Consider the following 22998-nt stretch of genomic DNA (forward strand, 5'->3'; position numbering starts at 1 on the left):
ATCGCTCCGCGCCGGGTTCCCTCGGGTAACTTTCGAAGCGCTATGCGTCAGGCGACGCGGCGCACCTCATTGCCTTCGTCGTCGATGTCGCGAAGGACATAACCGCGGCCCCAGACCGTCTCGATATAATTTTCGCCGCCGCAGGCGAGCGCGAGTTTCTTCCTGAGCTTGCAGATGAAGACGTCGATGATCTTCAGCTCGGGCTCGTCCATGCCGCCATAAAGGTGATTCAGGAACATTTCCTTCGTCAGCGTCGTGCCCTTGCGCAAGCTGAGCAGCTCGAGCATCTGATATTCCTTGCCGGTCAGATGCACGCGAACGCTGTCGACCTCGACCGTCTTGGTGTCGAGATTGACGGCGAGCTTGCCCGTCTTGATGACGCTCTGGCTGTGGCCTTTCGACCGGCGGACGACCGCATGAATGCGCGCGACCAGTTCGTCGCGGTGGAACGGCTTGGTGACATAATCGTCGGCGCCGAAGCCGAACGAGCGCACCTTCGAATCCATTTCCGAAATGCCCGACAGGATCAGCACCGGCGTCTGCACCTTCGCGGTGCGCAGCTTTTTCAGCACGTCATAGCCGTGCATGTCGGGCAGGTTCAGGTCGAGCAGGATGATGTCGTAATCATAGAGCTTGCCCAGGTCCAAGCCCTCTTCCCCCAAGTCGGTGGTGTAGACGTTGAAGCCTTCGGTCGTGAGCATCGTGTCGATCGCTTTCGCGGTCGTCGGCTCGTCCTCGATCAGCAGTACGCGCATTAGGCACCCCTTGACTGTTTCCCACGATAATCCCGCGAACCGATCGCATGACCATCAAGGATGTCACCCGATCAACCCCCGTTGCAGGACTGCCGGAACATTAACCACGAAACTAATGAAGGGAAAAGGTTAATTTTGATTTAACCCGCAGAAGTCCACGAGTCGCGCTCTATTTGCAACAGTCACTCAGCCCGCTTTTCCATCATGGTGAAGCGCCAGATACTGCTCGTGTGCGCCGGTGCAGGACATCTTCAGCGTATCGACCAGATGGTCCGAAAGCGCGCGCACGCGCGCCGGACGCAGCCGCGACGGCGGCGACAGCAGGTGCAGGTGCGACTGCGGCAGCGACCAGTCGGTCAGGATCGGCACGACCGCACCCGACGCCAGCGCGTCGGCCGCGATGAAGTCGGGGAGCGCCGCAATCCCGACGCCCGCAACAACGAGCGGTACCGCGACATCGCCATTGTTCGCGAAGAGCGGCCCGGTCGGCAGCACCGTCGCCTCCTCGCCCTTGCGATGGAAATGGAGCGGCAACGCGCGCTGGCGGTGACCGTAACCGATCAGGCGGTGGCCCGCGAGGTCGAGCGGGTGCCTGGGCGTGCCGTGCCGCTCCAGATAGGCGGGGCTCGCGATCACCGAGGCCGCGACCGGCGCGATCGTGCGCGCGAGCAGGCTCGAATCGGCAAGCGGCGAAATGCGCAAAGTGAGGTCGATGCCTTCGGCGACGGGGTCATTGCGCGCGTCGCTCAGCAGCACCTCGATCTCGACCGCGGGATGGCGGTCGAGGAAGGCCGCGAGCGGCGGGCCGAGCACCTTGATCCCGAAGCTCATCGGCGCCGCAAGACGGATCGGGCCCGCGAGATCGACGCGGTCGCCGCGCGCCGCTTCGGTCGCGGCGGTCGCCGCCGCGACCATCGCGCGCGCCTCGTCGAGCAGCCCCGCGCCCGCGGTCGACACGGCGACGACGCGCGAGCTCCTGTGCAGCAGGGTGATGCCGAGCGATGCCTCGAGCCGCGTCACCGCCTTCGACACGCTCGCCTTCGACAGGCCGAGCGCGGCCGCCGCCGCGGTAAAGCTGCCGCCATCGGCCACGGCGACGAAACAGGCCCAGCCTTCATAGTCGGGAAGCGCCATAAACTATCTCCTATCCGCTTGTTCGTCATTGCGAGGAGCCGCAGGCGACGCGGCAATCTCCAGCTTTCGGTCCCTATGGACGGTCGCTGGGGATTGCTTCGCTCCGCTCGCAAGGACTTCAATATTGGAAACGATGGTTTTCCATCTACGCTATTTTAGAAACGATCCAAATGCCTATTTTGTCCTCAACAGACTAACGCCGCCGGGCTCCAAAGCCCCGGGTGGCTGCGAAAGAAAGGACAAGGCCATGATCGACATTCGCAAATTCGACACGCTGGGCCACGCCAACCATGGCTGGCTCGACGCCCGCCACCATTTCTCGTTCGCGAGCTATCACGACCCGAAGCGCATGGGCTGGGGCGCGCTGCGCGTCTGGAACGACGACGCCATCGCGGCGCAGTCGGGTTTCCCCCCGCACCCGCACCGCGACATGGAAATCATCACCTATGTCCGCACCGGCGCGATCACGCACCGAGACAGCATGGGCAACAGCGGCCGCACCGCGGCGGGCGATGTCCAGGTGATGAGCGCGGGCACCGGCGTGACGCACAGCGAATTCAACCTCGAGGATGAGGAAACGACGCTGTTCCAGATCTGGATCATCCCCGATCTCGAGGGTGGCAATCCCGGCTGGGGCGCCCGCCAGTTCCCGAAGGCCGACCGTTCGGGACAGTTTGTGACGCTGGCGAGCGGGATCGAGGGCGATGACGCGCTGCCTATCCGCGCCAATGCCCGCGTCGCCGCGGCGACGGTGAACGCCGGCGCAAGCGTCTCCTACGACCTTGAAGCCGGACGCCACGCCTATCTGGTCGCCGCCAAGGGCCGCATCCGCGTCAATGGCGAGGAGGCAGATCCTCGCGACGGCATCGCGCTCCGCGATGTCGGGACGATCAAGGTCGAGGCGCTCGACGACGCCGAACTGGTGCTCGTCGACAGCCTCTGACGGAGCCCCCCGGCCGCCGCCTTACCCCTCCCCCGGCGGCGGCCACCCCGCCGCGAGCCTCCCCCGATGGGCAGGCTCGCGGCACCCCCTCTCCCCTCCCCTCAAAGCCAAGGAGTAATGCCATGACCAATATCCTTCGTATCGACGCCAGCGCCCGCACCAGCGGGTCGACCACGCGCCAGCTCTCGGGCCAGCTCGTGAACCACCTTATCGAACAGGGCTATGGCGCCAACGTCGTCCACCGCGACCTCGCGCTCACCCCGCCCGCGCTGCTCACCGAAAGCTGGGTCGGCGCCAATTTCACCGACGACGCCGACCGCAGCGAGGAACAGAAGGCCGCGCTTGCAAGCTCGGACGAGCTGATCGGCGAGCTCGAAGCCGCCGACACGATCGTCATCGGAGTCCCCGTCTATAATTTCGCGATCCCCGCCTCGCTCAAGGCCTGGGTCGACCTGATCGCGCGTGCGCGCCGTACCTTCCGCTATACCGAAGCCGGTCCCGAAGGCCTGCTGAAGGGCAAGAAAGCCTATCTGGTCGTCGCATCGGGCGGCGTGCCGGTCGGCAGCGACTATGATTTCGCCACCGGCTATCTGCGCCACGTCCTCGGCTTCGTGGGCATCACCGATGTCACGATCATCGCCGCCGACCAGCAGATGATGGACGGCGAAGCGCTGAACCGCGCGACCGCGGCGATCGGCGAGCTGAAGCAGGCTGCCTGAACCGATGCGCCGTCTCCCGAGCCTTTTCCTTTCGCATGGCTCGCCGATGATGGCGCTCGAGCCCAGCCCGGCGCGGGACTTCCTCGCCGGGCTGGGCGCCCATTTGCCGCGCCCGCGCGCAATCCTCCTCGTCTCCGCGCACCATGATGCCGCGTATCAGGGCGGCCGCGTCACCGTCACCGCCTCGCCCGCCCCGCCGACGATCCACGACTTCGGCGGCTTTCCCGACGCGCTGTTCGCGATGCGCTACCCCGCGCCGGGCGACCCGGTACTGGCGAGCCGCGTGGTCGAAATGCTTGCGAGCTGCGGCCTGACGGTCACCGCCGATCCCGAACGCGGTTTCGACCATGGCGCGTGGGTGCCGCTGTCGCTCATCTACCCACGGGCCGACATCCCGGTCGTCCAACTCTCGATCCATTCGAGCGCATCGTCCGAATTTCATTATGCGCTGGGGCAAGCGCTTGCTCCGCTTCGCGACGACGGCGTGCTGATCGCCGGGTCGGGAAGCATCACGCACAACCTCCGCGCCTATTTCACCACGCGTCCGCCGATCGACGCTCCTGCGCCCGCGTGGGTCAGCGATTTCACCGACTGGGTCGCCGATCGCATGAAGACCGGAGCGGTCGACGATGTCCTCCACGCCGTCGAGCGCGCACCGCACGGCGCCGACAATCACCCGACGCCCGATCATCTATTGCCGCTGTTCGTCGCGATGGGCGCGGGCGACACACCCCTCAAAGCCAGACGCCTGCACGCCAGCTCCACCTATGCCGTGCTCGCGATGGACGTTTACGCTTTCGACTAAGGGGCAGCCCGCCTATAGCGCGCCATGCTCCTTTCAGATCGTGTCCTTTTCCTCGACGGCGAGGCCCTCGTCATCGACAAGCCCGCGGGCCTTCCCGTCGACGCGCCGCGCGACGGCAGCCTCAGCCTCGAAAATCATCTCGACCTGCTGCGCTTCGGCTTCAAGCGCTGGCCGCTTCCGGTCCACCGGCTCGACCGCGACACCTCGGGCTGCCTGCTCCTCGCGCGCAACCCAAAGGCGCACGGCCGCTTCACCCGCGCCTTCGAAAGCCGCGAGGTCGAGAAGCAATATCTCGCGATCGTCGATGGGGTGCCCGAGGGCGACAGCGGCACGATCGACATCGCGCTCGCCAAGGTGTCGACCGTCGAGGAGGGCTGGCGCATGGTCGGCGACCCGAAAGGCAAGCCGTCGGTGTCGCATTGGGAAAAGCTCGCCGTCGTCGGCGAGCGCAGCCTGCTCCGCTTCCGCCCCGAAACGGGCCGCACCCACCAGCTGCGCGTCCACGCGCTCGAAGGGCTCGGCTTTCCGCTCGTCGGCGATCCCGTCTACGGGCGCGGCGGCACCAAAACGCGCACCTTGCTCCACGCCGAACGGCTGGTGGTAAAACGTGACGTCAAGCCGTCGATAATTGCCGAGGCTCCCTTCCCCGACAGCTTCATCGCCTTGGGCTTCGCGGCGCCGGAGGGAGCGGAGCCGACGCGTGGCTGAGATTCCGGAAAGCGCGATCAGCGAGAAGTTTCTCGCGGGGTCGGGACCGGGCGGCCAGAATGTCAACAAGGTCGCGACCGCGTGCCAGCTGCGCGTCGATGTCTTCGCGCTGGGGCTTGCGCCCGACGCCTATCGCCGGCTCAAGGCGCTCGCGGGAAGCAGGATGACCTCGGCGGGCGAACTCGTCATTCTCGCGCGCAGCTTCCGCACCCAGGAAGCGAACCGCGCCGACGCGCGCGCGCGGCTGAACGAGCTGGTCGATGCCGCGCTCGTCCGCCCCGAAAAGCGCATCAAGACCAGGCCGAGCAAGGCGGCGAAAGCCCGGCGCGTCGACAGCAAGAAAGCGCGCAGCAGCATCAAGGCCGGGCGCGGGCGGGTGCGCAGCACCGACTAGGGCGCGCCTTGCGATGACCAACCTCTATCGCCTCGACGCGCCCGCCAACGCGATCGCCGCGACGTTCGGCGCCGAGGCAGGCAATGACCCGTGGATCGGCGATTATGTCGCGCCCGCGCGTCCCGCGCCGGTAGTTGTCAGCGACGGGCGCGGCGGATCGCGGCGCTGGCTGCGACCGAAACTGTGGGGCGTGCCGCCCCCGCCGCAGGGCACGCAGCCCGTCACCCACGTCCGCAACCTGACCAGCCCCTTCTGGATCGGCACGCTGCGCCATGCCGAACTGCGCTGCCTGATCCCCGCGACCGCCTTTGCCTATTGGTCGGGAAGCGAGGGCGCGCGGCGACAGCACTGGTTTTCCGTTCCGTCGCAGCCGGTCTTCGCCTTTGCCGGCGTCATGCGGCAGGGCGGGGACTGGCCGTGCTTTGCTATGCTCACGACCGAGGCGAACCGGCTGGTCGCGCATCACCAGCCGAAGGGGATGCCGGTGATCCTGCATCGCGAGGATCACGCGACCTGGCTTAGCGGCGAGTGGCGCGCCGCGGTGGCGCTCGCGGTCCCGTTTCCCAGCCAGCTGATGGCCGTCGGCGACGCGCCTCCGGTATAGGCGAACTTCACCATATCGCTTCACGTTGCGCTAACCAGTGGCGCCCTAAAATCATCCCGACCAGGAATGAAATCAGGGACCGTATCCGTGTTGGGAAATCACACCATCGAAACCAAGAAGGCGCCCAAGGCAGCACGCGGCGCCGAGCGCGCGCCTGTGACCGCACGCGCGCGTTTTCGCGAACCGGGGCTCAACCCCTTCGACGTCGAATTGTTCGACCTCTCGTCGACCGGCTTTCGCATGGTGACCTCGTTCCGGCCGCAGATCGGCAAGCATATCTGGGTGAACTTGCCGGGGCTCAATCCCCTGGAAGCGATCGTCCGCCGCGCCGACGGCAATAATTACGGATGCGAGTTCGTCCACCCGCTCCATGTGTCGGTCGCACAGCATCTGCAGGCGAAGCTACGCGGCGAGTAGCGGGGTCAGCCCTCGGGCGTCTCCGAATTTTTCAGGATATGCTTCCACTCGGCCGGCGTGACGCGCCCGACCGAGAGCCGCGACTGGCGGATCAGGTCCATGTCGGCAAGCTTGGGATCGGCCTTGATCGCCGCGAGCGTGACCGGATGGGCGAGCGCGCGCACCGGCGCGACGCGCACCACGACCCAGGGCGAGCCCTCGTCGGCGGTCGGGTCGGGGAACGACTCCTCGACGATCTCCATGATCCCGACGCATTCCTTGCCGATATTGCTGTGATAGAAGAGCGCCTCGTCACCCTTCTTCATCGCCATCATGTTGAGCTTGGCGGTGTGGTTGCGCACCCCATCCCAGATGCCGGTGCCGTCCTTGACGAGTTGCTCCCACGCATAGGCGTCGGGTTCGGATTTCATCAACCAATATTGCTTTGCCATGGCGGCGGGCTTAGCCGAACCGCGCGCGGGGCGGAACCGCCTTTTTCCCTTTAACCCTCGCGGCGCAGCGCCTAAATCGCGACTCATCACGCGCCCATGGCGGCGCCGCTTATCGAATGGACTTACCTCGCATGACCGCTGCCGTTCCTGTCATTTCCATGTCGCTTCCCGCCGACCAGTTCGCAAAGGATTTCGGCGTCTCGTTCGAACGCTTCGGCTTTGCGATGATCACCGATCACGGCATCGATCCCGACCTGATCGACGAAGCCTGGACGAAGGCGAAGGAATTTTTCGCGCTGCCCGAAGAGGTGAAGCGCGCCTATCATATCGCAGGCGGCGGCGGCGCGCGCGGCTATACGCCTTTCGGCACCGAAATCGCCAAGGGCGCGAAAGAGGTCGACCTCAAGGAATTCTGGCACGTCGGCCGCGACCTGCCCGAAGGCCACCCCCTCGCCGCGCAGCAGCCGAACAATGTCTGGCCCAAGGAAGTCGAAGGCTTCCGCGCCGCCTATGACAAGCTCTTCGCCGAGTTCGACCGCGTCGGCGGACGCCTGCTGTCGGGAATCGCGCGCTACCTCGGCCTCGCCTCCGATTTCTTCGACGACACGGTGAAGGACGGCAACAGCGTGATGCGCCTGCTCCACTATCCGCCGGTCGAAGCCCCCGCAAAGGGCATCCGCGCCGAGGCGCATGAGGATATCAACACGATCACCCTGCTGCTCGGCGCCGAGGAAGCCGGCCTTGAAATCCTCGACAAGGACGGCAGCTGGCTTCCCGTCTCGCCGCCGCCGGGCGCGATGGCGGTCAATGTCGGCGACATGCTGCAGCGGCTCACCAACAACCGCCTGCCCTCGACGACGCACCGCGTCCGCAACCCCGACGCGGGCCGCGCGAGCGTCGCGCGCTATTCGATGCCGTTTTTCCTGCATTTCCGCTCGGATTATCCAATCGAAACGCTCGCAAGCTGCATCGACGCCGCGCACCCGAACCTCTATCCAACCCCGATCACCGCCGATGACTATCTGCAGGAGCGGCTGCGCGAGATCGGGCTCAAGAAATAGCAGCGTCGCGTAGCAGGGGTTCGGGACGAATCGGCATTCGCCAGCGGCAATCGAACGTTCGCCGACGACCGATTGTCCTTCACTGGCGCCAATGCCAGAAGGCCGATTGATTCCGCCTTTTCCCGCCGGCGTCCGACCGGTGGACTGTTCCTGGAGAACCTATGCGACCCGCAACCATCTGTTTCGCATTCATGGCAGCCTTCGGTTCGCTGCATCCGGCTGCAGCGGCGGAGAAGGCGCCCCCCCTTCCGTGGAGCGCGCCCGCGACGACCGAGGTTGTGGTGGAGGACCGCAAGTTCGCAAACGGGGACGTCGAGCTTTCCGGTACGCTCCATATGCCGCGCAGCGGCCAGCCGGTCGCAGCGGTCGTCGTGACGCACAGCGCCTCGTCGCCGCTGCGCGCCGCGTCGCTCTACGATCATCTCAAGACCATTTTGCCGGCGCTGGGCATCGCCGTCTTCACATACGACCGGCGCGGATCGGGGCAGTCGGGTACGCAGGATGCCGGGGGCAATTTCACGATCCTCGCCGACGACGCGATCGCCGCCGTCAAGCATCTGAAAACCGACCCGCGCATTGATCCGCGGCGCATCGGCACCTGGGGGCTGAGCCAGGGCGGCTGGATTTCGCCGCTCGCCGCGTCGCGGAGCCCCGACATCGCGTTTGTCGTCGCGGTGTCGGCGCCGGTCGTCACCGCCGACGTCCAGATGATCTTTTCCTCGACGAACCATTTGAAGGCCAATGGCTATTCACAGGCCGACATCGACCAGATGGTCGCGGCGCGCAAGGCGGTCGACGATTATATGCGCGGCACGGTAAGCCGCGCCGAGGCGCAGGCGAAGCTCGACGCGATCAAGACCAAGCCGTGGTTCAAATATCTATACATGGGCGAAACCTTCCGCGACCGCGAAGTATCGGGCTGGCGCAAGGAGATCGAAAATGATCCGCTGGTCAATCTGAAGGCAGTCACGGTGCCGACGCTCATCCTCTATGGCGCCGACGATGCGGTCGTGCCGGTCGCCGATTCGGCCAGGCGCCTGAAAGCCATCGCGCCGCAGATGCCCAATATGGATGCCCATGTGATCGCGGGCGCCGATCACGCGATGCAGATGTCGGCGGACCTCGAGACGTCGCTCGATCCCAAGCACGACGGCACCGAGCGGCCCGATTCGCCCGAATATTTCGCGCTGCTGGCGAGCTGGCTGGCGGCGCACGGTTTCGCCGGGGACTGAAGGGCTCCCTATCGCTCCGCCCAATAATCGAACACCGCCTGCTGCTGCTCGCGAATGAAGCGCGCCGCCGCGGCGCCCTCCCACGGCCCGTCATAGCCGAGGAGCAGCGCGGTGCCGCCGACCCACCAGCCTTGCCCCGGCAGGCGGTCGGACTCGCGTACGACCAGCACCGCAAGGTCGGGTTCGCCCTCGAGTGCGGAAAGCCGGTCTACCTCCTCGAGCGTCCTGCACACCGCGCGCATCTTGGGCCGGGTGAAACGGAAGCCGAGGTCGCCGAGCAGTTCGGAATAGCTGACGCTGCGCGCCGCGCGCGCCGCATCGATCAGGATCGTACGGATCCGCACTGCGTCGCCGAGCGCCGACGCGTCGGCCGGGCGTTCGTCGCCGCCTAGGCCTTGGTCTTTGGCGGCCATGGAATGAAGCCCGAGGTGCGTTTGACATAAGCGGCATAGTCCGGCCGCGTCTTGTGCAGCCCCTTTTCGAGCAGCGCCTTGCCCGACCACCGCGTGAGGGTGAAGGTCAGGAAGACCGGCCCGATCACGCTCGCGAGCGCGGGGCCCCAACCGAGGTCGAGCACGACGAGCCAGATGCCCCACCAGGTCAGTGCGTCGCCGAAATAATTCGGATGGCGTGTGTAGCGCCACAGGCCGGTGTCGAGCACCCTGCCCTTGTTCGCCGGATTCTTGCGGAACACGTCGAGCTGCGCGTCGCCGATGCTTTCGAACGCGATGCCGGCCAGCGCCGCCGCGGCGCCCAGCCATCCGAAGACGCCGATGTCTTGCGGGGCGTTCGCGCCCGCCCAGATGCCGATCTGCGCGGGCAGGCAGGTGAGGAACAGCAATGGCGCCTGCGTCAGGAAGACGGTAAGCAGCGCGGCTTTCGCCCAGCTCCACTTGTGCTTCTCCATCCTGTGCGCGAGAATTTTCCTGTAGCGCAGGTCCTCGCCGTCGCGCGCCCAGCGGATCGCCAGGTGGATCGCAAGCCGCAGTCCCCACAGCGTCGTGAGGCCAAGGAGCAATTTGGCATGGGGCGCCCCGACCCCCGTCTGCCATGCTGTCCCCCATGCGAGCAGCACCATGCCGAAGGCCCAGAAAGCGTCGATGAACGACACGTCGCGGATCGTCACCGCGACGCCCCACAGGAACAGGATCACCGCGAGCAGCCCGGCAAAATTGATCGCCAGAAGCAAGATTGCATCAGTCATGCGCGCGTGTCCGGTTCCTCATCGGCGCCGACTATATCATCGATCGAGCGCACTGCACGCTCGGGGAATTTCGGAATGCAATTTTTATAGGTTTCCAGCACCTTCAGCATGTCGGCGCGGAAGTCTCCTGTCGGCCAGATCAGCGGACCGAGACCGCCGCTTTTCTTGCCATAATCCATCACCCCGACGACAAGCGGGACTTTGGCCGCGAGCGCGATCTGGTAGAAACCGGTGCGCCATTTCTTCGTCTTGCCGCGCGTTCCTTCGGGCGCGACGGTCAGGATGAACTCTGCGCGGCGTGCGAATTCGCCCGCCATCTGCTGTACGACATTGGTGCCGCCGCGACGATCGACCGGGATGCCGCCCATCTGTTTCATGAAGCCGCCGATCGGCCAGCGGAACAGCGACAATTTGCCCATGAAATGCGGACGGATGCCGAGGTCGGCGGCAAGCCCGAGGAAATTGACGAAATCCCAGTTGCTCGTGTGCGGCGCGGCGATCAGGACGAAGCGCCGCGGTTCGGGCACGGCGCCCTCGGCCTTCCAGCCGCGCATCCGGTATAAGAGGAGCAAAAGGCGGCGCACCGCCCGCGCCACCGGCCCCGGCGGCTCGTCGTCAAACATGGTCACGGCTCCTCTCCACTCATCCCCCGATTGCGCGAAAGCCCTTCGCCGCGCAAGGGCTCGTCCTTGATCGATTCGATGCTGTGCCCCGCCCAAGCGCCCCGCGCCGCCCGCGCCGCCGCTCGACCCCAAGATCATCGGCCCGATGCAGACGCTCGTCGACACATATTGGCCGGGGCTGAAGGTGATCCCGTCGATGGCCAATGGCTATACCGACGCGACCTTCCTCGGCGCGGTCGGCATCCCGACCTATGGCATTCCCGGTATGTGGGGAGACCCCGACGGCAACGGCGCGCACGGCCTCGACGAACGCATGGAAGTGCGCTCGGTCTATGTCGGGCGCGACTATATGTTCGACCTGGTGAAGGCCTATGCGGATAAACCTTGATCCAGCCTTCGGTATCATTCGTCGTTGCGAGCGCGGCGAAGCAATCCAGAGCGAGCTTATACCGCCCCTGGATTGCCGCATCGCCTTCGGCTTCTCGCAATGACGATTGAGGGACGCTAACCCACGAACGCGCGCTCGATCACGAAGTCGCCGGGCGCGGCGTTCGATCCTTCCTTGAAGCCAAGCGCCTCGAAGCGCGCTTCGAGGTCGCGGATCATCGCCATGCTGCCGCACATCATGATGCGGTCGGTCGCCGGGTCGAAATGCGTGGGGCCGGTCAGCGGATGGCCGAAGAGCGACCCGTCCTCGATCAGCGCGTCGATGCGTCCCGTGGTGCGGAAGGGTTCGCGCGTCACCGTCGGGAGGTAATGGAATTGCAGCAACGCCTGGTCCTGCACCAGCGGATCGCCCGCGAGCTGGCTTTCGAGTTCGTCGCGGAACGCGAGGTCGCTGATCTGCCGCACGCAATGGACGAGCTGGATCTGGCTGAACCGTTCGTAGATGTCGGGATCGCGCGCGAGGCTGAGGAAGGGGGCGAGGCCGGTGCCGGTCGACAGCAGGAACAGCCGCTGTCCGGGCAGCAGCGCGTCGGCGACAAGCGTCCCCGTCGGCTTGCGCCCGAGATAGACGGGATCGCCCGGCTGGATCTTCTGCAGCCGCGAGGTCAACGGGCCGTCGGGCACCTTGATCGAGAGGAACTCAAGCTCGTCGGCATAAGCAGGGCTGGCGATCGAATAAGCGCGCAACAGCGGGCGGCCTTCGCCGGGCAGGCCAATCATCACGAACTCACCCGAACGGAAGCGGAAGCTAGGCGGGCGGGTGATCGTGAAGCTGAACAGATGCTCGTTCCAGTGGCGCACCGAACGCACTTCCTCGACGGTCAGCGAGGCGGAGGGGGCCAGCTTGGCAGCTTCGGCAATACGGTCACTCATCACTTTGGACTTTCCTGATGTGTCATGGCGCCGGCCGCGAGGGCCGGCATATCGAAACCCGCCGCGACCAACCTGTCGACCGCGGCGCCCATCGCCTTTGCGATCGGACCGACGCTGTCTCCCTCGGCCAGCAAGGCCAGCGTCGCGCGGGCATTTGTCACGCCCCCAAGCGAAATATCGCGCCAGAGTCCAAGCAGAATTGCTTCATCCTCTGAAATCTGGAGGCACGGCATCGGCGCCAGGACGAGCGTTTCGACGGCATCGCCGCCGATCAACGCCATCGCGACGTGAAAATCGGGCAACGCGCCCGCCGCGTTCACCGAAGTGAAGCCCCGGTGCAGCGTCTGCGGCGGGCACCGCCCGCGCGCGGCCGCCGCAACCCATCCCCGCATCGCCCAGAGCAGAAAACGCCCGCTGTTGCAGAGGCTTTCCACCGGCCGGTCGACAAAGGCGTACATCGATTCCCTTTCCAACGCGCGTCGGCGCAACGTCGGCGGGTTTATATGTTATTGCGAGTCATTTGCAATTCAGAAATTCGAGCGGGATGGAGAAAGGCCGAATGACTCGTCTGCGGTAGAGGAAAACAATCTCCCGAGCCGTTCACTTTAGCGGAATAGGGAACGGTTACGACAGATTGAGAACGACCGAAAAGCGGCGCTTGGTGTCTCATTAACTCGTCATTCCCGCGAAAGCGGGAACCGAGTGCGGGATCAGCCGACGCACGCTCTGGGTTCCCGCTTTCGCGGGAATGACGACTGTGGGGAATGGCAGCAACCCACCCCAAAGCCGCCACTCAGGCCGAAATAATGCACCTGCCCAACCGCCCCAACGCGGCCGTTAGCTGGCGCTACCTGATCTTGTCGCGGTTCGCATAGAGCAGCGCGGCGATCACCGCCGCCGACCCGATGCCGAGGCCCGCCGCGGCGGCGGTTTTCCAGCCGGCGCGCTTACCCTTTGCCGCTTCCTTGTCGGCCGCCTCGGAGGCATCGGCCGCTTCCTTTTGCTGTCGCCGCTCGCGCGCGGCGCGCAGCACTTCATTTTCTTCCTCTTCGGGCGGGGGAGGCGGCAGTTGGTCGGTCATCGTCTCTGTCGTTCCTTATTGTCAGGCGAGTGCCTGTTCGACAGGCACATAATCGGTTCCGATCGCTTCGGCTACGGCCTCGAACGTCACCTTACCGTTCCAAACGTTCAAACCCTGCGCAAGATGCACGTCGCGTTTCAAAGCTTCCTTCCAGCCGAGGTCGGCGATGCGCAGCGCGTGCGGCAGGGTGACGTTGTTCAGCGCATAGGTGCTGGTGCGCGCGACCGCGCCGGGCATATTGGCGACGGCATAATGGACGATGCCGTCGACGACATAGGTCGGGTCGGCGTGGGTCGTCGCGTGGCTCGTCTCGAAGCAGCCGCCCTGGTCGATCGCGACGTCGACGAGCACCGAGCCCGGACGCATCGTGCCGAGCATCTCGCGCGTGACGAGCTTCGGCGCCTCGGCGCCGGGGATCAGCACCGCGCCGATGACGAGGTCGGCCTCGGCGACGCATTCGGCGAGGTTCGCACGGTTCGAGAACCGCGTCTTCGCACGCGCCTCGAAGAAGGTGCCGACACGCTCGAGCACTTCGGGATCGCGGTCGAGGATGGTGACATCGGCGCCGAGGCCAGCTGCCATCTGCGCCGCGTTGAAGCCGACGACGCCGCCGCCGATCACGCAGATCTTGCCCGGCGCGACGCCGGGGACGCCGCCGAGCAGCACGCCGCGGCCGCCATGCGCCTTTTCGAGCGCGGTCGCGCCGGCCTGGATCGACATGCGCCCCGCGACCTGGCTCATCGGCTTCAGCAGCGGCAGGCCGCCATGCGGGCTCGTGACGGTTTCATAGGCGATGCACACGGCGCCCGATTTCATCAGGTCGCGCGTCTGGTCGGGATCGGGCGCGAGGTGGAGATAGGTATAGAGGATCTGACCGGGGCGCAGCATCGCGCGCTCGACCGGCTGGGGTTCCTTGACCTTCACGACCATCTCGCACTGCGCGAAAATCTCTTCGGCGGTCGCGACGATCTCGGCGCCCGCCTGTTCGTAAAAGCGGTCATGTGCACCGATGCCTTCGCCCGCGCCGGTCTCGACGAGCACGCGGTGGCCGTGGACGACGAGTTCGCGCGCGCTCTCGGGGGTCAGCCCGACACGATATTCGTGGTTCTTGATTTCCCTGGGGGTGCCGATGATCATGGTCGCTCTCCGAATATGAACGTCCTCGGCGACCGACAGCGGCCGCCGAAAACTTTCGGCGCTTTTAGCAGAAACGCGCCGCGAGGTGCTTGCATATGAATCGCGGATTCGCGAGTATCACGCACAGATTTTGCGCATAATGAGCAAAGGACGCACAATGATCGACCGGATCGATGCAAAGCTGCTCGACTTGCTGCAACGCACCGGGCCGCGTCCGGCGGCCGAACTGGGCGACATCGTCGGGCTGTCGGCCTCGGCGTGCCATCGCCGCATCCGCGCGCTGGAGGCGGCGGGGATCATTACGGGCTATTCGGCAAGGCTCGATCCCGAACGCATTGGGCTGGGGCTCGACGTCTTCGTCGACATCAGCCTGACCTCGCAGAGCGAAGACGCGCTGACCGCCTTCGAGAGCGCGGTCAAAAGTTTCGACGAAATCCTCGAATGTCAGCTTCTTTCGGGAGCTTCCGACTATCGCTTGCGCGTGGCCGCGCGCAATGTCGCCGATTTCGACCGATTGCACCGCCATTGCCTCTCGCGCCTGCCCGGCGTCGCGGCGATGCATAGCGCCTTTGCGCTGCGCACGATCAAGGCGTTCGAGGGCTATCCGGTTCCTCCCGCGGGTTAACGGCGCATTTACCACTGATGCCGCATATCCCGTTCACCAGTTTCGCAGGATGAATGCGGGCGACAGACCCGCGCGTCTTTGGGGTGATCAGGGAAGCAGGATCATGGTGAAGGAAAATCCGATTCATAAGCAGCAGATCGATCCGATTTTGATGTCGGAGCGTTTTCCCTATTACGATCTCGACGGCCGTCTGGCCGCCTGCGGAACCGAAATCCACACGATCATCGCCGGCCGCGAAGAAGCGGTCGCGCGCGCCTATTGGGACGCGTTCAACCAGCTTCCCGACCCGGACCGCAAGGTCGAGGGCGAGCTTTACGACAGCTATGTCCGCGGCAGCGCGCGTCACACGACGGTCAAATATGCCGACGCCGCCGGCCAGGAGGTCGCGACGATCGCCTGCCAGAACACGCATATGGCGCGGCGGGTGAAGCTGCCGCTCGCCTCGGTCATGTCGTGCATCGCCGAAAGCCACCGCCTCACGATCGAATATGTCGTCGAAGCCTGCATCGGTGATCCCGAGCGGCTGGCGCGGCTGACGAGCGCGATCAACCGGCTCGCGCTGCTCGAGTTCGACATCATGCAGCGTTACGCGGCGAAGCTCGACCGCGCGGTATTTTCGAGCGAGCGGCAGACGCTCGCGGGCGATTTCGACCGCTCGATCGCCTCGCTGGTCCAGGACACCGACGGGGTGCGCGAACAACTTGCCAAACAAGCCGCCTCTGCCGACCAGGCCGCGAAGGGCATGATCGCCAAGACGAGCGAGGTCGCCGCGGCGTCCGAACAGTCGGCGATGGCGATGCGCGAGGCCGCATCGACCGCCGCGGGCCTGATCCGCGCGATCGAGGATGCGCGGAGCGAAGTCGAAGCCTCGGCGACCGTCGCGACGCGCGCGTCGGAACAGGCGGGCGAAGCCGTCGCCATGTCCGAAGCTCTGTCGCATCACGCCGAATCGATCGAATCGATCCTCGGCCTGATCCGCGAGATCGCCGGGCAGACCAACCTCCTCGCGCTCAACGCCACGATCGAGGCGGCGCGCGCGGGCGAATCGGGTCGCGGTTTTGCCGTCGTGGCGCAGGAGGTGAAGAGCCTCGCCAATGAAACCGCGCGCGCCACGGACGACATCGCCGGCAAGATCACCGCGATCCAGCAGGCGACCAAGGGATCGGTCAGCGCAAACCAGTCGATCCAGCAGACGATCGTCGAGGTGCAAAACTCGGCGCAGCGCATTCGCGACGCGATGGACGCGCAGGCGCAGACGGTCACGTCGATCACCGCGGCGGTCGACGAAACCGCGCTCGCCGCCGATTCGATGTCGTCGACGATCGCAAGCATCCGCAACGATTCGGGCATGGTCGCGAGCGAAATCAGCGTGCTGAGCCAGGAATTCGCCAAAATGGGTGGCCGCCTCCAGCAACTCGAGCAGGCCGCTAGCGAATTCAGCCGCCGCGTGGCGTAAATTCACCTACGTCAGCGTCATAGCGGAGAGGGCACTTCGCTCGCTCCCGCTTGGCAAGCCCTGCCCCGCTGCCTAAGGCGGAGGCATGAACACGCATATCCTGATCACCGGCGCGAGCCGCGGCATCGGCGCCGCGATCGCGGACGCCCTCACCGGTGACGCAACGAAGGTGGTCGCGCTGTCGAGCGCCGACGGCGACCTGGCCGACCCCACGACCCCCGACCGGCTGTGGCAGGCGAGCCTCGACCGGCTGGACGGTCGCATCGACGTGCTCGTCAACAACGCCGGCGTGTTCGAAGCCAATCCGCTGGGTGACCCCAACGCCGACTGGCTCGCGAACTGGAACCGCACGATGCAGGTCAATCTGACGTCGAGCGCGCAATTGTGCCGCCATGCAGTGCTGCACTGGCACGAGCGCGGCAGCCCGGGTGAAAAGACGGGCGGCCGCATCGTCAACATCGCAAGCCGCGCGGCGTACCGCGGCGACAGCCCCGCGCACTGGCATTATGCGGCATCGAAATCGGGCATGGTCGCGATGACCAAGACGATCGCGCGCGCCTATGCCAAGGACGGCATCCTCGCCTTTGCGATCTGTCCCGGCTTCACGATGACCGGAATGGCCGACGAATATCTCGCGAGCCGCGGCGGCGACAAATTGCTTGCCGACATTCCGCTGGGGCGCGTCGCGATGCCCGACGAGGTCGGCGAGATGGCGCGCTGGTGCGCGCTCGATGCGCCGGCGTCGATGACCGGCGCGGTTCTCGACGTCAACGGCGCAAGCTATGTGCGCTAGACCATGAGCTGGGTCATCTCGCTCCCCTGCACCCGCGCCGAGGCGGAGGCGTTGTCGGGCGATATCCCCGAACTCGACGCGATGCCCGAAGCGCCCGTTGTCGTGACGCGCGAGATCGACGAGAATGCGGGCCTGTGGCAACTCGACGCCTATATGGACGCCAAGCCCGGGGCAGATCTGGTAAAGCTGCTCCAGTCGTTCCTGCCCAGCGCGCAGGGCCGCAAGCCCGTCGTCCAAGAATTGCCCGAGGAAGATTGGGTGACACTGAGCCAGCAGGGGCTCGAACCCGTTCAGGCAGGGCGCTTTTTCGTTCACACCAGCAGCTATGCCGATCGCGTGCCGCCCGGCACGACGCCGTTCCTGATCGATGCGAGCCAAGCCTTCGGAACCGGCGGCCACGACACGACGGCGGGCTGCCTCGCCATGCTCGACCGGCTCGCGCGGCAAGGCGCGAGCCCGCGAAACATCGCCGACATCGGCACCGGGACGGGACTGCTTGCCTTTGCCGCGATGGCATTGTGGCCGCGCGCGAAGGCGATCGCTTCGGACATCGACCCCGCGAGCATTTTCGTGACGCGCGACAATGCGGGCATCAACGGGGTGCCCCTCGGTCGCGGCGGCGGGCGGCTCGCGCTCGCGGTCGCACCGGGAACCGACCACCCCGCAATCCGCCACCGCTCGCCCTATGACCTGGTCGTCGCCAATATTCTCGCGGGGCCACTGATCACCCTCGCCCCCGATATTGCTGCGGCCACCGCGCCGGGCGGCCATGCGATCCTAGCGGGGCTGATCGCGCGTCAGATGGAGCCGGTGCTCGCCGCCTATCGCGCGCAGGGCTTTCGTCTCGCCACGCGCGGGGGCAGCGCCGAGTGGCCGTGCCTGCTGCTCGTCAAGCGCCGCCGCTACGGCTGGCGGCGCAAGGAGCGCGCCTTCCACCGCGCCAATCCGTCGGACGCCAGCTTCGGCAGCTGGTAGCTAAATGGTAGATTTTTCTCGGTGATTTGATAGCCTTCGCCATCATCGGGAGAATCGGCCATGAGCCTGTTTATCACCCTTGCCCTGCTCGCCGCTGCCCCCGCCGCTGGAGAGGACCCCGATTCCATCATCGTGACCGGCATCCCCGACGCGAAGCGGGAAGAGCGCAAGCGCGCCGCCGAATTCGTGCGCCGCGCGGGCGTCGCGCAGCTCGAACCCGTCGCGCGGTGGATCGCACCCGTATGCCCGCGCACCTTGGGCGTCGCCGCCAAGATCGCCGGGATCGTCGATGATAGGATTCGCGAGGTGGCGACCGCGGCGGGAGCACCGGTGGCGCCGACCCCATGCACCCCCAATATCGCGGTGATCTTTACCGACAATGGCGACGGGCTGACCCGCGCGATTCTCGACAAATCGCCGCGACTGGCCGCCGCGCTATCATCGACGGAACGCGAGCGCCTCGTGCAAGGCGACGGGCCGATCCGCTGGTGGTACGGCACGCGCGACGAAAGCCGCGACGGGATGCCAACGACCGACGGTATACTCAAGCAGTATAACAGCAGCATCGTCAGCACGCAGGTGGTGCGCGCGCTGCGATCCGCGACGGTCATCGTCGATGCCGAGCAGGCCGACGGCACGTTGCTCGATGCGGTCGCGTCCTACACCGCGATGGTCGCGCTCGCCGAACTCAACAGCGATCCGCCGCCGCCCAAGGATTCGATCATGGGGCTGTTCGGCGACGAGCCGGAGCATCGCTCGCTGTCGGGCAAAGATATGGCGCTGTTGCGCGGAATCTACAGCCTGCCACCCGACCGCGAAGCCTATCAGCACCGGCGCCGACTGGTCGGAGCCGTCCGCAAAGGCGAGGAATGACGGTCAGCCGCTCTTTGCGAGCGCATAGTCCTGCGTGCCGTGCGTGATCACCGCGTCGTCGGGCAGGATATCGGCGATCGGGATCGGCGGCAGCGCGGCATTCTGCGCATAAAGCGGCGCGAAATCGGTGTTCACCGTCGTGTCGAGCAACTGGTCGAGGCTCTCGATCACAAAATAATTCTGCTGGAAATCGTCGATCCGGTAGTCGGTGCGCATCACGCGGGCGAGGTCGAAACCGATACGGTTCGGGCTGTCCGAATCGAGTGCGAAGACACTTTCGGCGAAGGAAGAGACGATGCCAGCCCCATAGATGCGCAGCCCGCCGGCTTCGCGGATCAGGCCGAATTCGACCGTATACCAATAAAGCCGCGCGAGCTGTTTCAGCGCATCGAATTTCAGGCTTCTGAGGCCTCCTTCGCCGTAGGCAACCATATAGTCCGCGAACACCGGGTCGGCGAGCATCGGGACATGGCCGAACACGTCATGGAAGACGTCGGGTTCCTGCAGATAGTCGAGCTGTTCGGGGGTGCGGATGAAATTGCCCGCCGGAAAGCGCCGGTTTGCGAGATGGTCGAAGAAAACATCGTCGGGAACGAGCCCCGGCACCGCGACGACCTGCCACCCCGTCGCGGCCATCAGCCGCGCGTTGAGCTCGCGATAATCGGGAATGCCCGGCTTTTCGAGGCGCAGCACGTCGATGCCGCGCAGGAAGGCCTCCGACGCGCGGCCGGGCAGCATGTCCGACTGCCGCGCAAAGAGGCGGTCCCACATCGCATGTTCGTTGGCGGTGAAGGCGTCCCAATCTTGCGGAATCGTCCAGTCGGCGGCGGCGCCCGGCGGCGGCGTGTCATGGACGTGGGTAAACTGGCTTTCCATGGACAAGCTTCTATCATCAAAATGGTTTCAAGTGAAACTTTATTCGCCGATTTCCACGACCTGCGTTGCAAGGCGATCGACCTCGGCGCGGTCGTGACTGACATACAGGATCGGTAGCCCCAGCTCGTCGCGAATCCGCTCGATCACCTTCATGATATCGCCCCGCCGCGCGGCGTCGAGCGAGGACAAGGGTTCGTCCATCAACAGGATTTCGGGACCCGCCAGGAGCGCGCGGCCGATCGCGACGCGCTGCGCCTCGCCGCCCGACAGGCCTTGCGGCCAGCGATCGAGAAGATGATCGATGCCGAGAAATCGCGTGGCTTCGTCGAGGCTCATCCAGCGGTTCGCCGGCGGAGCGAGATCGAGACCATAAGTCAGGTTCGCACGGACGCGGCGATGCGGGAACAACCGGCCGTCCTGAAAGACATAGCCGACGCGCCGCGCCTCGGGCGACAGGTCGGTCGCGCTATCGAACAGGGTGCGGTCGCCGACGCGGATATGCCCCCGATCGGGGCGAAGCAGCCCCGCGACCATGTTGAGAATACTCGTCTTGCCCGCGCCCGAAGGGCCGAAAAGCGCGGTCAGCCCCGGGCCGGCGGCGAAGCGCGCGGCGATGACCCGGTCGCCGAGGCGGCGGGTGACGTCGATATCAATCGCCACGACGCTGCCTTTCGCCATGGGTGCGGCGGACGAGCCATTCGGAAAGGATGAGCGCGCCGAGCGACAGCGCAACCGACAGGAGAGCGAGCCGCGTCACCATCGCCTCGCCCCCCGGAACCTGCAGCGCCGAATAGATGGCGAGTGGCAGCGTGCGCGTTTCGCCGGGGATGTTCGAGACGAAGGTGATCGTCGCGCCGAACTCGCCGATCGAGCGCGCGAAACCGAGCACGAGCGCAGCGAGGACACCCGGAAGCGCGAGCGGCAGGCTGACGCTCCAGAAACAATGCCACGGCGTCGCGCCCAATGTGCGCGCCGCGCCTTCCAGCCGCCGGTCGATCCCCTCGATCGACAGCCGCATCGCGCGCACCATCAACGGCAGCGCCATGATCGCCGCCGCGAGCGCGGCGCCAGTCCAGCGGAACATCAAGGTCGCACCGAACCAGCTTTCGAGCCAGCGGCCGACGGGGCCGAGCGGGCCGAAGGCGATGAGCAGCAGCCAGCCCGTGACGACGGGCGGCAGGACGAGCGGCAGGTGGACGAGCGCGTCGAGGACGACGCGACCGGGGAAGCGATAACGCGCGAGAATCCATGCGAGGCCGAAGGCGACAGGAAGCGTCGCGAGCACCGCTACGCCACCGACCTTCAGCGACAGCGCGACGATCCCCCACTCCTCCGGAGACAGCATCAGGACGCCGAGAAGCCGTGGCGGGCGAAAATCGCGCGGCCCCGTTTCGAGAAGAGGAAGGCCCGGAAAGCCCCCGCATCCCTGTGCCGCGACGCCTTGAGCACCGCGACCGGATAGCGGATCGGCGGATGGCTCGACGCGGGGAAGACCCCGACGATGCGCACCGCCGTCGACGCGCGCACGTCGGTCGCGTAGACGACACCGAAAGGCGCGGCGCCGCGCTCGACAAGCGCCAGCGCGGCGCGAACATTTTCGGCGGGCGCGACCCTGCCCGCGACGCCGCTCCAAACGCCGAGATGAGCGAGCGCGGCCTTCGCATATTTGCCCGCGGGCACCGCGCCCGGATCGGCGAGCGCGAGGCGGCCCGAACCGAGCGCCCTCGCGAGCGGAAACCCGCGCGCGATCGTGAGCCTCGCGCGGCTGGCGGCGGGGGCGATCAGCACCAGCCGGTTGCCGAGCAGGGTCGCGCGCGTGCCCGCACGCAACATCCCCGCTTTCGCCGCGGCATCCATCCATGGCTCATCGGCCGAAAGAAAAAGATCGGCGGGCGCGCCCGCAATCACCTGCCGCGCGAGCGCCGACGAGGCGGCGAAAGAGAGGACGGGTTTGGGGTGACCCTTCGCGGCCCAGGCGTCGGCCGCTTCGGTGAGCGATTCCTGGAGGCTGGCCGCCGCAAGCACCACCGGGCCGCGCGCTCGTGCCATCGCGTCGGGCGCCAGCAGCAGCGCGAAAAGCAGTGGGAACAGGCGGAGGAGGCGGGCCATCGGCGGAGCTATAGCGCCCTCACCCACCCTGCGAAAGCGGCGCGCGCAGCTCGATGTGGCCGTAACCGCAGATGAGCGCCCCGCGCGCGGCGAGTGCGCGGAGCGCCGCGCCGAGCGTCACGCGCGAGACGCCGAGCAGGTCGGCGAGCTGCTGCTGCGTCGCGCGAATGGTGCGGCCGTCGGGCGCCTCGGCGGCCATGGCGGTGAGAAGACGCCGCAATCGTTCGGCGGTCGGCAGCCGCCGCTCGGCATCGATGATGTCGAGCGACACCGCGAGCTGCCGCCCCAGGCTGCGCAGCAGCAGCTCGGCCCAGCCGACATCCTCCTGCATCAGCCCGCGGAGCAGCGGGCGATCGATCGCGATCAGCCGCGCAGGCCCGCTGGCGATCGCATCGACCTGGCGCTCCATGCCGGTGAAGAAGGCAAGCTCGCCGAAGATGTCGCCGGGCCCGAGCACCGCGAAGGCGGTGAAGGCGCCGTCCTCGGCATAACGGCCAACGAGGACGTGCCCCTCGATCACCGCCCAGAAGGCATCGCCGGGATCGCCCTGATGCTGCACGAACTGGCCGTCGGCGAAGCCGCGCGGCTCGCGCGCCGCGAGCAAGCGGTCGCGCTCCCCGCCCGCGAGCCGCGTGCGCTCTGCGAGCGCCAATTGATAACTTCTTTGCATTTCTGCCACCGCTTTTGCGGCACGGTGCGCGCAATAACAAGCGGCGAGGCCGC

The 22998-nt window shown here is 66.2% G+C and carries 30 protein-coding genes; 15 read left to right on the forward strand and 15 right to left on the reverse strand.

Features of this window, described 5'->3' with window-relative positions; all coding sequences use genetic code 11:
• Positions 1-47: 47 nt before the first annotated feature.
• Together ctrA and VSX79_RS14520 are read right to left on the reverse strand one after the other, a co-directional pair.
• Positions 48-755 carry a response regulator transcription factor CtrA gene (gene ctrA, locus VSX79_RS14515; RefSeq protein ID WP_058457016.1) on the reverse strand — a complete coding sequence of 236 codons (708 nt, stop codon included), beginning with the start codon at positions 753-755 and terminating at the stop codon, positions 48-50.
• Between the two features lie 186 nt (positions 756-941).
• Entirely contained in the window at positions 942-1889 is a 948-nt protein-coding gene (locus tag VSX79_RS14520) for a LysR family transcriptional regulator (protein ID WP_179494222.1), read from the reverse strand.
• A gap of 247 nt (positions 1890-2136) precedes the next feature.
• Between VSX79_RS14520 and VSX79_RS14525 the strand changes: the two genes are divergently transcribed.
• The 7 genes from VSX79_RS14525 (at position 2137) to VSX79_RS14555 (ending at position 6479) form a co-directional block, all read left to right on the forward strand.
• Complete coding sequence (locus VSX79_RS14525) at positions 2137-2832, forward strand: pirin family protein (RefSeq protein ID WP_326913704.1); 696 nt, start codon at positions 2137-2139, stop codon at positions 2830-2832.
• A 122-nt stretch (positions 2833-2954) separates the two neighbouring features.
• A complete protein-coding gene (locus VSX79_RS14530) occupies positions 2955-3551 on the forward strand; it encodes an FMN-dependent NADH-azoreductase (protein ID WP_179494218.1) in 597 nt (198 codons plus the stop codon).
• A gap of 4 nt (positions 3552-3555) precedes the next feature.
• Positions 3556-4356: a DODA-type extradiol aromatic ring-opening family dioxygenase gene (locus VSX79_RS14535; RefSeq protein ID WP_326913705.1), complete on the forward strand. Its 801-nt coding sequence runs from the start codon at positions 3556-3558 to the stop codon at positions 4354-4356.
• A gap of 24 nt (positions 4357-4380) precedes the next feature.
• Positions 4381-5064, forward strand: a complete 684-nt coding sequence (locus VSX79_RS14540; RefSeq protein WP_326913706.1) for an RluA family pseudouridine synthase — start codon at positions 4381-4383, stop codon at positions 5062-5064.
• Entirely contained in the window at positions 5057-5458 is a 402-nt protein-coding gene (gene arfB / locus VSX79_RS14545) for an alternative ribosome rescue aminoacyl-tRNA hydrolase ArfB (protein ID WP_326913707.1), read from the forward strand. The genes VSX79_RS14540 and arfB overlap by 8 nt, the downstream gene beginning before the upstream one ends.
• Positions 5459-5471: 13 nt before the next feature.
• On the forward strand, positions 5472-6062 hold the full coding sequence (locus tag VSX79_RS14550; RefSeq protein WP_326913708.1) for an SOS response-associated peptidase family protein: 591 nt from the start codon (positions 5472-5474) through the stop codon (positions 6060-6062).
• Positions 6063-6149: 87 nt separating this feature from the next.
• Complete coding sequence (locus tag VSX79_RS14555; protein ID WP_179494208.1) at positions 6150-6479, forward strand: PilZ domain-containing protein; 330 nt, start codon at positions 6150-6152, stop codon at positions 6477-6479.
• 5 nt (positions 6480-6484) lie between these two features.
• Here the strand turns inward: VSX79_RS14555 and VSX79_RS14560 are convergent, their stop codons facing one another.
• The gene (locus tag VSX79_RS14560) at positions 6485-6910 is read right to left on the reverse strand and encodes an EVE domain-containing protein (RefSeq protein WP_179494206.1); all 426 of its coding nucleotides are present in this window, start codon (positions 6908-6910) and stop codon (positions 6485-6487) included.
• Positions 6911-7041: 131 nt separating this feature from the next.
• On the opposite strand from VSX79_RS14560, the gene VSX79_RS14565 reads away from it, so the two are divergent.
• Entirely contained in the window at positions 7042-7971 is a 930-nt protein-coding gene (locus tag VSX79_RS14565; RefSeq protein ID WP_326913709.1) for an isopenicillin N synthase family dioxygenase, read from the forward strand.
• Between the two features lie 161 nt (positions 7972-8132).
• The gene (locus tag VSX79_RS14570) at positions 8133-9203 is read left to right on the forward strand and encodes an alpha/beta hydrolase family protein (protein WP_179494202.1); all 1071 of its coding nucleotides are present in this window, start codon (positions 8133-8135) and stop codon (positions 9201-9203) included.
• An 8-nt stretch (positions 9204-9211) separates the two neighbouring features.
• Here VSX79_RS14570 and VSX79_RS14575 read toward each other — a convergent pair whose 3' ends face one another.
• Genes VSX79_RS14575 through VSX79_RS14585 form a run of 3 tightly spaced genes read right to left on the reverse strand, consistent with a single transcriptional unit; the run spans position 9212 to position 11030 of the window.
• Positions 9212-9616 (reverse strand): ribose-phosphate pyrophosphokinase, encoded by a 405-nt coding sequence (locus VSX79_RS14575; protein ID WP_179494200.1) that lies wholly within the window; start codon positions 9614-9616, stop codon positions 9212-9214.
• The gene (locus VSX79_RS14580; protein WP_179494198.1) at positions 9592-10407 is read right to left on the reverse strand and encodes a DUF1295 domain-containing protein; all 816 of its coding nucleotides are present in this window, start codon (positions 10405-10407) and stop codon (positions 9592-9594) included. The genes VSX79_RS14575 and VSX79_RS14580 overlap by 25 nt, the downstream gene beginning before the upstream one ends.
• Positions 10404-11030, reverse strand: coding sequence for a lysophospholipid acyltransferase family protein (locus VSX79_RS14585; protein WP_218844348.1), 627 nt, complete (start codon positions 11028-11030; stop codon positions 10404-10406). Before VSX79_RS14585 ends, VSX79_RS14580 begins: the two co-directional genes overlap by 4 nt.
• A 145-nt stretch (positions 11031-11175) precedes the next feature.
• On the opposite strand from VSX79_RS14585, the gene VSX79_RS14590 reads away from it, so the two are divergent.
• Positions 11176-11418 carry a M20/M25/M40 family metallo-hydrolase gene (locus VSX79_RS14590; RefSeq protein WP_326913710.1) on the forward strand — a complete coding sequence of 81 codons (243 nt, stop codon included), beginning with the start codon at positions 11176-11178 and terminating at the stop codon, positions 11416-11418.
• Between the two features lie 116 nt (positions 11419-11534).
• Here the strand turns inward: VSX79_RS14590 and VSX79_RS14595 are convergent, their stop codons facing one another.
• From VSX79_RS14595 to ald, 4 genes are all read right to left on the reverse strand, one after another.
• Positions 11535-12350: a ferredoxin--NADP reductase gene (locus VSX79_RS14595; protein ID WP_326913711.1), complete on the reverse strand. Its 816-nt coding sequence runs from the start codon at positions 12348-12350 to the stop codon at positions 11535-11537.
• A complete protein-coding gene (locus tag VSX79_RS14600; RefSeq protein ID WP_179494192.1) occupies positions 12350-12808 on the reverse strand; it encodes a hypothetical protein in 459 nt (152 codons plus the stop codon). The genes VSX79_RS14595 and VSX79_RS14600 overlap by 1 nt, the downstream gene beginning before the upstream one ends.
• Positions 12809-13197: 389 nt before the next feature.
• Positions 13198-13431 carry a hypothetical protein gene (locus VSX79_RS14605; RefSeq protein WP_179494190.1) on the reverse strand — a complete coding sequence of 78 codons (234 nt, stop codon included), beginning with the start codon at positions 13429-13431 and terminating at the stop codon, positions 13198-13200.
• Positions 13432-13452: 21 nt separating this feature from the next.
• Positions 13453-14568, reverse strand: a complete 1116-nt coding sequence (gene ald, locus VSX79_RS14610; protein ID WP_179494188.1) for an alanine dehydrogenase — start codon at positions 14566-14568, stop codon at positions 13453-13455.
• Positions 14569-14725: 157 nt separating this feature from the next.
• On the opposite strand from ald, the gene VSX79_RS14615 reads away from it, so the two are divergent.
• The 5 genes from VSX79_RS14615 to VSX79_RS14635 all read left to right on the forward strand — a co-directional run bounded on the left by VSX79_RS14615 (position 14726) and on the right by VSX79_RS14635 (position 19290).
• Positions 14726-15193 (forward strand): Lrp/AsnC family transcriptional regulator, encoded by a 468-nt coding sequence (locus VSX79_RS14615; protein ID WP_179494186.1) that lies wholly within the window; start codon positions 14726-14728, stop codon positions 15191-15193.
• A gap of 103 nt (positions 15194-15296) precedes the next feature.
• Positions 15297-16649, forward strand: a complete 1353-nt coding sequence (locus VSX79_RS14620; protein WP_179494184.1) for a methyl-accepting chemotaxis protein — start codon at positions 15297-15299, stop codon at positions 16647-16649.
• 85 nt (positions 16650-16734) lie between these two features.
• The gene (locus VSX79_RS14625; RefSeq protein ID WP_179494182.1) at positions 16735-17442 is read left to right on the forward strand and encodes an SDR family NAD(P)-dependent oxidoreductase; all 708 of its coding nucleotides are present in this window, start codon (positions 16735-16737) and stop codon (positions 17440-17442) included.
• A 3-nt stretch (positions 17443-17445) separates the two neighbouring features.
• Positions 17446-18417: a 50S ribosomal protein L11 methyltransferase gene (locus tag VSX79_RS14630; protein WP_179494180.1), complete on the forward strand. Its 972-nt coding sequence runs from the start codon at positions 17446-17448 to the stop codon at positions 18415-18417.
• Between the two features lie 60 nt (positions 18418-18477).
• On the forward strand, positions 18478-19290 hold the full coding sequence (locus VSX79_RS14635) for a hypothetical protein (protein ID WP_179494178.1): 813 nt from the start codon (positions 18478-18480) through the stop codon (positions 19288-19290).
• A 3-nt stretch (positions 19291-19293) separates the two neighbouring features.
• On the opposite strand, the gene phhA is transcribed toward VSX79_RS14635, so the two are convergent.
• Genes phhA through VSX79_RS14660 form a run of 5 tightly spaced genes read right to left on the reverse strand, consistent with a single transcriptional unit; the run spans position 19294 to position 22927 of the window.
• On the reverse strand, positions 19294-20166 hold the full coding sequence (gene phhA / locus VSX79_RS14640; protein WP_179494176.1) for a phenylalanine 4-monooxygenase: 873 nt from the start codon (positions 20164-20166) through the stop codon (positions 19294-19296).
• Positions 20167-20205: 39 nt separating this feature from the next.
• The gene (locus VSX79_RS14645) at positions 20206-20826 is read right to left on the reverse strand and encodes a molybdenum ABC transporter ATP-binding protein (protein WP_179494174.1); all 621 of its coding nucleotides are present in this window, start codon (positions 20824-20826) and stop codon (positions 20206-20208) included.
• A complete protein-coding gene (gene modB, locus VSX79_RS14650) occupies positions 20816-21511 on the reverse strand; it encodes a molybdate ABC transporter permease subunit (protein ID WP_179494172.1) in 696 nt (231 codons plus the stop codon). The genes VSX79_RS14645 and modB overlap by 11 nt, the downstream gene beginning before the upstream one ends.
• Positions 21511-22275, reverse strand: coding sequence for a molybdate ABC transporter substrate-binding protein (gene modA / locus VSX79_RS14655; RefSeq protein WP_326913712.1), 765 nt, complete (start codon positions 22273-22275; stop codon positions 21511-21513). Before modA ends, modB begins: the two co-directional genes overlap by 1 nt.
• Positions 22276-22294: 19 nt before the next feature.
• Positions 22295-22927: a Crp/Fnr family transcriptional regulator gene (locus tag VSX79_RS14660; protein WP_326913713.1), complete on the reverse strand. Its 633-nt coding sequence runs from the start codon at positions 22925-22927 to the stop codon at positions 22295-22297.
• Between the last annotated feature and the right edge of the window lie 71 nt (positions 22928-22998).

The sequence above is a fragment of the Sphingopyxis chilensis genome, from assembly GCF_035930445.1.
Taxonomy (GTDB): Bacteria; Pseudomonadota; Alphaproteobacteria; order Sphingomonadales; family Sphingomonadaceae; genus Sphingopyxis; species Sphingopyxis chilensis.